Below are 7,790 nucleotides of genomic sequence, written 5' to 3'. Positions count from 1 at the left end.
TTGTTCCATTTTAGAGATTTGTTTAAGATAAGATATAACTCATTGAGATGTGTCATAGTATTCGTCGTTAGAAAACAATTATTGTGACATTATTTCAATGAGTTATCTATTTTTGTCGTGTACAGAGTTATTTACCTTATATTTGATAAGCAGTTTGATGTTTTAATACACCATAGCATAGGTGTACTAACTTACGCATTGCAGCACCAACAATCAGCATTTTAGGCTTTCCTTTTTCACGTAGTCGCTGATACAGTGCCTTAATATGGGGATTATATTGAAGTGCAACTATAGATGGCATAAATAGGCTAGAGCGTATTTTACTATCACCTGCTTTTGATAAACGACTTCGTTTATTGACCGAACTGCCAGATTGGAAATGTATAGGAACTAGACCAACATAAGCTGCGACCTGACTTGCTTTTTCAAAGTGATGAGAGCGTAATAACCCTAGCATGAGCAATCCAGTTTTCCTTCCTACTGCTGGAATAGTAGTTAGTAAAGCAAGATCATTTTTTAGCTCTGAATCACCATTTACATGACTAGAGATCATTTCATCCAATCTAATAATCTCTTGTTCAAGTTGTTGAATACGAATATTAATTGAGAGTAATACTTGTGGAAATGTTTGAGTAGATTGAGCCTTTTCTAAACGATTCTTTTCACGTTGCAAGTCTTCTTCAAGAACTGCATATCTATTTATTAAAGCTTTTAATATTCTTACATTTTCTTTCTCAGGTTGCCATGTTGCTAACTTAACAGTATTTGCATAATAGACGAGAGCTTCGCTATCTGCTTTATCTGTTTTATTTAGCATTGATAATCCTTTTGCAAACGCTCGAACTCTTGCAGGATTAGCGATACATATTGTTAATTCCATATCATATAAAAAATGAGCTAGATTCTCATGATATACCGATGTAGCTTCCATTACAGCCCGAGTGTCTGATAAATTAACATCTAGTTCGGTTAACCACTTTACGAGTTTAACAAAACCAGATTGTGCATTATCAAACCTTTTGGTTTTTCTCTTTCCAGTTAGACCAGAAGGAAAAATACAACAATCAATTTTGGCTTTACTGACATCAATACCCAATGTAATCATGTGTACCTCTACAATCCATATAGTGTTTTAATTACTCACTAATCACGATCTAACCTTGTGAATACAGCATCAAAGTGCTTAGTTACCGTTCAGAGTTGAAAGGAGTAATTAGGGGAAAATTGTAGACTTACTCTTTCGGACAAACTTAGAAGTTTTAGGTAGAACACAAGCTCTACAATTTTCATATAGTGATAGCTAATCACTATACAAACTAAGATACAAGGTAGGACAGATCTTGGAATAAGAGAATGGGAGTGCATGAGCTGTGGTACAGCTCATGATCGAGATATAAACTCAGCTCTAAACATTCTTGCGCTTGGGCATAAGCGTCTAGCTGTAGGAATCACCCTCTTTTAAGGGGGTGAGGATGTCAAAAGTAATTTCAGTCATCTAGATCGCGAAAAATTAATTTGAATAAATTGAAAGTAGATGCTGAAAAAGCAGTTTTAAAGTTTGAAGGTAAAACGTAATACTGAAGGTTGAATGATGTAATTTTATTACGTTTACTGCACCTGTTAAGCTCAAGACTGAAGAACATATAATTTATAAGGTCAGAAAATAATGAGTGAGCATCATGGGCATGACCACAGCCATGCCGTTGTCACAGAAGGGAATGTCAAAAAATTAAGTTTTGCCTTAGCACTGACCACGACGTTTTTGATTATTGAAGTCATTGCTGGATTTATGACGCAAAGTTTGGCGCTATTGTCAGATGCGGCACATATGTTCACCGATGCTGCAGCCCTTGCCATAGCATTGGTCGCGATCAAAATTGGCAAGCTTCCTGCTGATAACAAACGTACCTTTGGCTATCAGCGTTTTGAAATTTTGGCAGCCTTGTTTAATGCCTTGATGCTATTTGTGGTTGCGATTTATATTTTGTATGAGGCCTATCAGCGCTTTTCAACGCCGCCGGAAATTCAAAGTATGGGCATGATGATTGTGGCCGTCATCGGTCTAATCATTAACTTAATCTCGATGCGTATTTTATTTTCCAGTTCACAAGAAAGCTTGAATGTGAAAGGGGCGTATCTAGAGGTGTTAAGTGATGCCTTAGGTTCGGTCGGTGTGATTATTGGCGCAGCGATTATTTATTTTACCGGCTGGATGTGGGTCGATACGCTTATTGCGGTGCTCATTGGCTTTTGGGTCTTACCAAGGACTTGGATTTTACTCAAACAAAGTATCAATATTTTATTGGAAGGTGTGCCTGAAGAAATCGACATAGAAAAATTACGCAATGATTTATTGGCACTCAACGGGGTGGAGAGTATTCACCAGTTAAAGGTCTGGGCAATTACGTCAAAGAATGTGCATTTGACGGTTCATCTCTTTGCACCTGAAGCCGATCGTAATGCCTTGTATTTTGAGGCGATTGAAATGTTGCAACATGAACATGGAATCACGGAGATGACATTGCAAATCGAAGAAGATGAATGTGTAGTACACCAACACACTCAAAAGTCTGATCATGCACATGAGCATCATCAAGATGATCACGCGCATTCTCATGATGAATCACATCAGCACTAATGCTAATGTGATTTAAATGGCCTGTTTAGATTTCCCACTCATGATTACATTCGCGGCATTTCCATTTTTTCTGTGATTGCATAAAACCTTGCATTGAAATTTTAAAATCTGGCAGGTCGCGGTAGAACATGAAGCCTGCAATCAAGCAAGCAATAAATACAACAACAGTCGCAGTTTGTAATGTAGTGCCTGCACCGTCGCCAAAAATCCACATTGCGATGCTGATAATCACCAACAGTAAAAGAATAAATACCGCAGGGATGAGGATAATCAGGCTTTTAGGCACGACAGGACGAGCAACAGGCTGGCCTGCTTGCGCAAGAGGCATAATTTTAGGGCTTTGACATTTAGGGCAACGGTATTGCATTGCAACTCCATAATTTTAATCTATGGTTTATTTTAATCAGAATGACGCAGAAAGCAAAAATACCGTAAATTTATATTAGATAAAATTTAGGCAATAAAAAACCCAAGTCATAATGCTTGGGTTTTTTATAAGATGATTTGTATCACCTTGAATATGGCGTCCCTACGGGGATTCGAACCCCGGTTACCGCCGTGAAAGGGCGATGTCCTAGGCCTCTAGACGATAGGGACAATTTGAGGCAACTTAGAGTTGGTTGACACCATCTCTCGGTATGGGCGCTATATTAGGGGGATAACGCCCATCCGTCAACTAAAAAATCAATTAAGCTTCATCAACTGCATCATTTTTCGGCAGTTTTAGGCTTTCATTGAGTTTTTCCCATGCTTTTGTTTCTTTTTTGCTCGGTCCACCCACAATTTCAAGCGCATGACGTAAGCGAGCAAAGGTTAAATCAGGACCAATGGTTACCATCGATTGCATAACCGGTGTCGAAGATGTCGAACCAGCAATAGCAATAAAGAAGGTTGGCATGAAGTCACGAAGTTTAATGTCCATTTGGTTCGCCAAATCCATAAGCGTTTGGCTGACGGTGTCATTGTTCCAAGTGAACATGCTTTCTAGACGCCAAATGGCAAATTGAAGGCTTTGACGAACTTGTTCTTCAGTCAATTTTTTGCTTTCAAACTGTTCTTTGCTGAGTGTTGGGAATTGGTTGAAATAAAAACCTGCCCAATTCACTGCTTCAGACAATAAATTAATACGTGGTTGAATCGCAGCAGCAATTTCTTCCAAGGTATTACGATCTGATTTCCAAGCAAGTAGGGTGTTGAGCAATTGACCCGGTGTTAAACCTTTAATCCATTGACCATTTAACCAGTTCAACTTTTCAACATCAAAGATTGGACCGCCTAGTGATACACGTTGAATGTCAAAGTGTTCAATCATTTCAGCCAAAGTGAATTTTTCACTTTCATCTGGCATTGACCAGCCCATACGGCCTAAATAGTTCAATAATGCTTCAGGTAAAACGCCGATGTCTTTGTAGTAGTTAATTGACGTTGGGTTTTTACGTTTAGACAGTTTTGATTTATCTGGGTTACGTAACAGCGGCATGTGGCAAAGCACCGGCATGTCCCAACCAAAATATTTGTACAATAATTGGTGTTTAGGCGCAGAGGGAATCCATTCTTCACCACGAATCACGTGAGTGATTTCCATTAAATGGTCATCAACCACGTTTGCCAAGTGATACGTCGGTAAACCATCGGTTTTCAGTAGAATTTGCATGTCGACTTGCGCCCAAGGAATTTCGACTTCACCACGTAGTAAGTCGTTAAATTTACAAATCCCTTCTTCAGGCACTTTCATACGAATGACATGCGGTTCACCAGCAGCCAAACGCTGTGCCACTTCTTCTGCAGTGTGTTTTAAGCCACGACCGTCATAACGCGGTGATTCACCACGCGCTTGTTGTTCCGCACGCATTTGATCGAGTTCTTCTGCTGTTGCGAAGCAGTAGAATGCATGACCTTTTTCAACCAGTTTCAAAGCATATTGTTTATAAATGTCCATACGTTCAGATTGGCGATATGGCGCATGAGGGCCACCCACATCTGGACCTTCTGACCAGTTCAAACCTAACCAACGCAATGAATCTAAAATCATTTTTTCAGATTCTGGGGTAGAGCGCAGTTGGTCTGTATCTTCAATACGAAGAATAAATTCACCGCCATGTTGCTTCGCAAAACATAAGTTAAACAATGCAATATAAGCAGTCCCAACATGCGGGAAACCAGTAGGAGAAGGTGCGATACGAGTACGAACAGTCATAATCAGCTTTTAATCAGAATGTAAATTGGGATCTATTATAACGAAAAAGCCTGATCACTTAATGCTTAAATGAACTACTCGGAGCTAAACAACCGAGTTTCTGTAGTGCAACCTAAGTTGCACACATCTCTTTTGACGCTTCTACGGTACTGCGAAAAGAAGCTTTGACACCTCTAGTCGTCTTACGAACACCTCTACGCCCACTAGATGATAAATAATTACCATCCAACTGTGTTCCACAGTCTAAAACTAATTTAATTGCTCTGTTCTTAATAACAATTGATGCATTGTGATCTGCATTATCAGCATGTCCACAACTCACGCAATTAAACCTGTCTTGGTTTTTGCGATTGTCGGGGTGAGTGTGACCGCATGAAGCGCACTCCTGACTTGTGTAAGAAGCATGAATTGTAAATACAGCCTTACCTAATTTGACTGATTTATACGTTAAGAATTCTGAAATTCTGTGCCATCCAACATTAAGAATAGCTTTGTTTAACCCTGCTTTAGCTTTAGCCTTATTTGGAACAAAACGTCCGAATTCATCTTTCTTGGGGTTAGGCTTTTTGGTCATCTGTTTGGTATTTAGTTTCTCAAAAATAAATACCTGACCAAATCCATTAACCAAACTTCGACTTGTTTTATGAGCGAAATCCTTACGGATATTGGCTTTTTTTGCATGATGCACAGCAAGTCGATGTTTAATCTTGGCTCTACGATTTGAGCCTTTTACTTGTCGAGCAAGTCTTTTTTGCAATCGTTTAATATAACGATCTGCTTTACTTAAATGTTTCTTTTGTTCTTTACTGAAATCGAATTGCTCATGTCCTGCATGAACAGGGATGGTGACACCACGATCTATACCAACAACCACCTTTTGTATATGGGGCAACCACTTTTGGTCGCCTAGTTATTGCGTTGTATCTTGTGGTGGTGCAAGTTTAGAAGTTGTTAAAAAGTATATCGAAAACCAAAGAACACCAACTTCTAAAAAAAATGCAAAAAAATCCATGTCATTAAAAAAGAGCTAACCCGCCCTTAAAAGAGCGAGAATGCGCTCTTTATGCATGTTCAACATTGAATGATCAGGCGTTTTTAGTGTTTTTTAGAAGACAGTGGGGGAACTGGTCTAAAACAATAGCTTGGGCAGCATCAATATACTGATGTCGTTATGAGTTGCTACCAGAGAAAATGGCTTGAACAAAACGAGAAAAACTTTGGTTTTGTGATGCAAAGAAACTTTGAGTCGGTGCAGCTTTAATAGACGTAAGTACTTTTAAATTATCGTCTGTACGGCCTTTACCTTCAGATTTTTGCTGATTAATCGCTTTTTCGATCAATGAGGTACGTTCAGCAGGCATCGTAAGTTTGTTATTCGATGCGGTGCTGGTTGCAGCACAAAATCCAGTCTGTGCAGTCACGCTTAAACTTAAGCCTAGGCATAGTGCGTATGAAAATTTCATGTCCAAATCTCCCCCTAGTTTTGGTGATGGAACTTTTTATTTGCAAAATAGTTTTAATATTTAGACTACGATTTAACCATCTTTCGTAATTAAAAAGTATAACTACGTCACAATTTTTACAAAAAAACTAAAAAAGTCTGTACTAGGATTACCTAAATAGACTGTTTTCTCCAGATTTTCGGATGTTTTAGCAAACAACTATGAAGATAGCATGGAGATCGCTTCTGATTGTTGCTGTATTAGCAGAATTAAAGCTTTAAATACGTTATTTTTAGATATCTTTAAAACAGAAATAGATTTGAATTTATATTATAGATAGCTGATTGTTAAAGTTATTTTTGATTTATATAGTGCTCTCAAGATCAATTTGAGTTTGAGCAGATGAAAAAAATAATAGCATCGGGCATTTTTGCTTTGTTGGGTGGGGTGGCGGTACAGGTGTATGCCGCAAAAGATTTCTTAAATGTTTCTTATGACCCAACACGTGAGTTTTATCAGGAATATAACCAAGAATTTGGACAATATTGGAAAAAACGTACAGGACAAGAGATTAACTTTAAACAATCACATGGTGGTTCTGGCAAACAAGCTCGTGCAGTGGCAACAGGTTTACAAGCAGACGTTGTCACTTTGGCATTGGCCAATGATATTGATGAAATTGTGGCGACAGGACAAATCAATAAGAACTGGCAAAAGCAATTTCCACATAATTCTGCACCGTATACCTCAACCATCGTATTTTTGGTGCGCAAAGGTAACCCGAAAAAAATTAAAGATTGGAATGACCTGACCAAACCGGGCGTTGAAATTATTACACCAAATCCAAAAACAGGCGGCGCACCGCGTTGGATCTATTTATCAGCATGGGGATATGCTTTAAAACAGCCGGGTGGCAATGACGCCAAAGCCAAAGAATTGGTGAAAAAACTCTATAGCAATGTCAAAGTATTGGATTCTGGCGCACGTGGTTCACTCACGACCTTTGCTGAGCGTGGCATTGGAGATGTCTTACTGTCTTGGGAAAATGAGGCACTGTTAGCGACTCAGGGCCTAGGCAAAGATAAATATGACATTATTTATCCGTCTATTTCGATTTTAGCCGAACCTTCAGTGGCAGTAGTGGATAAAACCGTCGATAAAAATGGTAATCGAAATTTGGCGAAGGGTTATTTGAATTATCTATATTCACCTAAAGGCCAAGAGCTGGCAGGTAAATATTTCTTCCGCCCTCGCGATGCAAAAGCCACAGCAAAATACGCTGCTCAATTTCCGAAAGTTCAAACCTTTACCATTGATAAAGTGTTTGGCGGTTGGGCTAAAGCGCAAAAAACACATTTTGTGAATGGTGCGATTTTTGATCAAATCTATCTCTGTACACGACAAATTTCATAGGATCCTTGTCCTATCAGGCTTTTTCTTTCTTAAAATTGCTAGCACTTTCTTAAATTCTTCTTTTTTTCCAAAACCAATCAAACGTAGAATAGCCATTTGA

8 protein-coding genes, 1 tRNA gene and 1 pseudogene are annotated in these 7,790 nt (G+C 38.8%); 4 read left to right on the top strand and 6 right to left on the bottom strand.

What is annotated here, in order from left to right; all coding sequences use genetic code 11:
• Positions 1–136 precede the first annotated feature (136 nt).
• Positions 137–1,105 (bottom strand): IS110 family transposase, encoded by a 969-nt coding sequence (locus FTU05_RS16855; protein ID WP_180059010.1) that lies wholly within the window; start codon positions 1,103–1,105, stop codon positions 137–139.
• Between the two features lie 219 nt (positions 1,106–1,324).
• On the opposite strand from FTU05_RS16855, the pseudogene FTU05_RS16850 reads away from it, so the two are divergent.
• Together FTU05_RS16850 and FTU05_RS16845 are read left to right on the top strand one after the other, a co-directional pair.
• A pseudogene (locus FTU05_RS16850) lies at positions 1,325–1,462 on the top strand (zinc ribbon domain-containing protein); the annotation flags it as partial.
• Positions 1,463–1,666: 204 nt separating this feature from the next.
• The gene (locus FTU05_RS16845) at positions 1,667–2,638 is read left to right on the top strand and encodes a cation diffusion facilitator family transporter (RefSeq protein WP_180166117.1); all 972 of its coding nucleotides are present in this window, start codon (positions 1,667–1,669) and stop codon (positions 2,636–2,638) included.
• Positions 2,639–2,663: 25 nt separating this feature from the next.
• On the opposite strand, the gene FTU05_RS16840 is transcribed toward FTU05_RS16845, so the two are convergent.
• From FTU05_RS16840 to FTU05_RS16825, 4 genes are all read right to left on the bottom strand, one after another.
• Entirely contained in the window at positions 2,664–3,005 is a 342-nt protein-coding gene (locus tag FTU05_RS16840) for a hypothetical protein (RefSeq protein ID WP_078189395.1), read from the bottom strand.
• 154 nt (positions 3,006–3,159) lie between these two features.
• Positions 3,160–3,235: transfer RNA gene (locus FTU05_RS16835), tRNA-Glu, on the bottom strand.
• Positions 3,236–3,326: 91 nt separating this feature from the next.
• On the bottom strand, positions 3,327–4,835 hold the full coding sequence (gene gltX / locus FTU05_RS16830; protein ID WP_180166115.1) for a glutamate--tRNA ligase: 1,509 nt from the start codon (positions 4,833–4,835) through the stop codon (positions 3,327–3,329).
• Between the two features lie 112 nt (positions 4,836–4,947).
• Positions 4,948–5,727: a transposase gene (locus FTU05_RS16825; RefSeq protein WP_257230144.1), complete on the bottom strand. Its 780-nt coding sequence runs from the start codon at positions 5,725–5,727 to the stop codon at positions 4,948–4,950.
• Between FTU05_RS16825 and FTU05_RS16820 the strand changes: the two genes are divergently transcribed.
• A complete protein-coding gene (locus FTU05_RS16820) occupies positions 5,678–5,866 on the top strand; it encodes a transposase (protein ID WP_373685331.1) in 189 nt (62 codons plus the stop codon). The two genes, FTU05_RS16825 and FTU05_RS16820, sit on opposite strands and share 50 nt — an antisense overlap.
• A gap of 138 nt (positions 5,867–6,004) precedes the next feature.
• On the opposite strand, the gene FTU05_RS16815 is transcribed toward FTU05_RS16820, so the two are convergent.
• Positions 6,005–6,298 carry a hypothetical protein gene (locus FTU05_RS16815; protein ID WP_078192541.1) on the bottom strand — a complete coding sequence of 98 codons (294 nt, stop codon included), beginning with the start codon at positions 6,296–6,298 and terminating at the stop codon, positions 6,005–6,007.
• A gap of 381 nt (positions 6,299–6,679) precedes the next feature.
• Between FTU05_RS16815 and FTU05_RS16810 the strand changes: the two genes are divergently transcribed.
• Positions 6,680–7,690, top strand: coding sequence for a sulfate ABC transporter substrate-binding protein (locus FTU05_RS16810; RefSeq protein ID WP_180166113.1), 1,011 nt, complete (start codon positions 6,680–6,682; stop codon positions 7,688–7,690).
• Positions 7,691–7,790: the final 100 nt, after the last annotated feature.

The organism is Acinetobacter sp. YH12049, from assembly GCF_013419875.1.
In the GTDB taxonomy this organism is placed as follows: domain Bacteria; phylum Pseudomonadota; class Gammaproteobacteria; order Pseudomonadales; family Moraxellaceae; genus Acinetobacter; species Acinetobacter amyesii.
The sequence above is the reverse complement of the archived record's forward strand: the minus strand, read 5'-3'. Positions and strand labels throughout refer to the sequence as shown.